This is a genomic window from Companilactobacillus mindensis DSM 14500, from assembly GCF_001434275.1.
In the GTDB taxonomy this organism is placed as follows: Bacteria; Bacillota; Bacilli; order Lactobacillales; family Lactobacillaceae; genus Companilactobacillus; species Companilactobacillus mindensis.
Genome location: NZ_AZEZ01000005.1, coordinates 1 through 2,467, shown reverse-complemented (window position 1 = coordinate 2,467; position 2,467 = coordinate 1). Strand labels below are relative to the sequence as shown.

Here is a 2,467-nt window from a genome sequence, read left to right as displayed (position 1 = left end):
GTCAAGGCTTTAAATGAAAAACAAAAAAACGAATTGATTCTACTGTATCAAGATAAGAGGAAAGTGACAAAAAACGTCACTTTCAAAACCCCAAAAAAGAGGTTCATACTGAACCTCTTTTTTAAACCCAAAATTCAGTTAACGTTTATGAACAAGTTCCCAATCCAAATCTAAGGCGAAAATATATCGTAAGAAATTTTTTACACTCGGTACTGTATATTGACTCTCAATTTTAGAGATCATACTCGTAGATAAACCAGATATTCTCGCAACGTCACTTTGAGTTAAGCCTTTTTCAACACGCAAATTCAATACTGTAGCAAGAATCTCAGCATACGCTTCATCATCGTATTTACCGTTATTACCCAATTCAAAAATCTTTTTCCAACTACGTTCGTCAATTCTCGGCATTATTAATCCCCTTTAAATCTCTTTCTAAAACTCTAGAACATTACCACATTTTTGTTCACAATAAAAAAGCAAAAGGTTCGATTTTCGAACGGGTAGCGGGCTAGTTAGAGAGACCCACCAAAAATTTTATGAAATTTTCCAGTTTTAACGACCGAAAAAGTAAGACCTTGGGTTTCACCCAAACCTGACAAGCTGAACCAGCTTGACCGTTTCGACTTCGCCGCCAGTCGGGCTCGGGAAAACAGGCAAGCTGCTTTCCGCCTTTTAGCTTTTAATTTGCAAAGTCTATCAACTCCTTAAAGCCTCCTAGATAGTCTAATTTCGCCTGTACGGCTCAATAAGGCTATCTACGTCGATTTACCGTTGACAGACAGTTAAATAACTTGTTAATTCTTAAAATGGCTTAGAAGGCAATTTTGGGCTTCTGAGAGCAACTCAAAAAGGAGAAAAGTTCGAAGGAGTTTACGACTGAACTTATCTGCTTTTTGGGTTCCAAATTGACTTGTCAGTTTTAGTTTGAGCGGAGCGAATTCTGAGACAGGTTTTAAGCAACTTGCACCCCATTTATTTGGTGGGGTGCAAGTGCGCCCTTCTGACGTTTTGCAGTCAGAACGCACGACGTCATGAAAGTGACGTGTAAGTGCGCCATTGTCTTATATTTCGACAATGACAAAATTCAAAACATTAGTTCAAGGCGCACTTACACTCCAAATAAATTGGAGTAGTGCTAAAACCAAAAAAACTGTATCAGAAGTCAGCAAGCTGGCAACAAAAAATAAGGGTATGCCCAACGGTTTTGCCGTTGATCATACCCTGACATTCTCTTTACCAAATAAAATAATTTTGCTTTTTAAAGTCCCACTTTGCAACGACTTCTTCCGCAGCTTCCATTTGCTCTTTGGTGTAATCTTCATCGCCAACATGAATTAAATCACCATTTTCAACATCTTCCAGTTTCAAGTCTTGCTTAATTTGCTTAAACAGACCACCATAGCTGATTTGTCGTGTTCCAGCTAAGGCATACTCCAAATTTTTAATCACCACCAAATTACGCTCATCATCAACCGTCATATAATCAGCCGATTTTACTTCATACTTAGCCGTTTCTTCCGCACTAGCTTGTAAAGAATCCGTCCCTTTTCGTTTATTTGCCTTAACGACTTGCACATGCACCACTGGCTCATAATCGACTTTTAACGCCTTTTGCCACAGTCTTGTCCATTCTTCTTGATTAATATAACTGTCACTCGACTTGAAATAGCTAGACCTTACAAACAGCAAGACATGCAAATGTTGATTATATGAGCCGTCATGTTCGTTCACTGTAATTTCAGTTGAGCGTAAGTAACCTAGTAAGTTCTTTGATACTTTTTTATAACGCGATAACTTGCCAAAAGCCTTAGTCAAAGCTCTCAACGAGGATTTTAACTCTTCTGCTGAATAAGCATTCTTAACGGTCAAAGTTAAAAACAAAAACCGTCCTTTAGGCTCTCTCACAACTGCCTCTGCAATAATTTGTTTTAATTGGCTCGAATTTTTCATACTCTTTCTCCAATTGCATAACGGACACAACCGCTTTTTGCAAAACCAAGTCTGATACAGTTTTAAATGCTCCCCAATCTTCCGAAAACGTAAAATTTCACCACAGCCTCGGACATCATGCGCCCGCTTAAATTCTAAAATCGACAAATATTCTGCATAGCGTACATTTTCAATTTTGCGCTCTCGCCAAGGTCTTACTTTTCCATTTGTTGTAACGTCTTTAAACACTTCAGACATAAAAAGCTCCTCCCGTTTTATCCACGTGAAGGAGCTGAATTATCATTTTAGCTAAGTTTACAGCCTTGACATCATAGGGTTTACCCCCTAGAATAAGGCTATAAATCGCAAATGATAATCAACTCACGTGCTCGGTCGCCAAACAGAGATTTCACGTGGGTTTTTTATTTTGTTTTCATTCAACCATTTATGAGGCTAATTTTACGCCTAAACCCCGCCATGTCAAGGCTTTAAATGAAAAACAAAAAAACGAATTGATTCTACTGTATCAAGATAA

General features: G+C 38.2%; 2 protein-coding genes. Both read right to left on the bottom strand.

All coding sequences use genetic code 11. The features are described 5' to 3' along the window. Positions 1–138: 138 nt before the first annotated feature. Positions 139–411: a helix-turn-helix domain-containing protein gene (locus tag FD29_RS01290; RefSeq protein WP_010500046.1), complete on the bottom strand. Its 273-nt coding sequence runs from the start codon at positions 409–411 to the stop codon at positions 139–141. 825 nt (positions 412–1,236) lie between these two features. Then, on the bottom strand, positions 1,237–2,190 hold the full coding sequence (locus FD29_RS01285) for a protein rep (RefSeq protein ID WP_057887181.1): 954 nt from the start codon (positions 2,188–2,190) through the stop codon (positions 1,237–1,239). Positions 2,191–2,467: the final 277 nt, after the last annotated feature.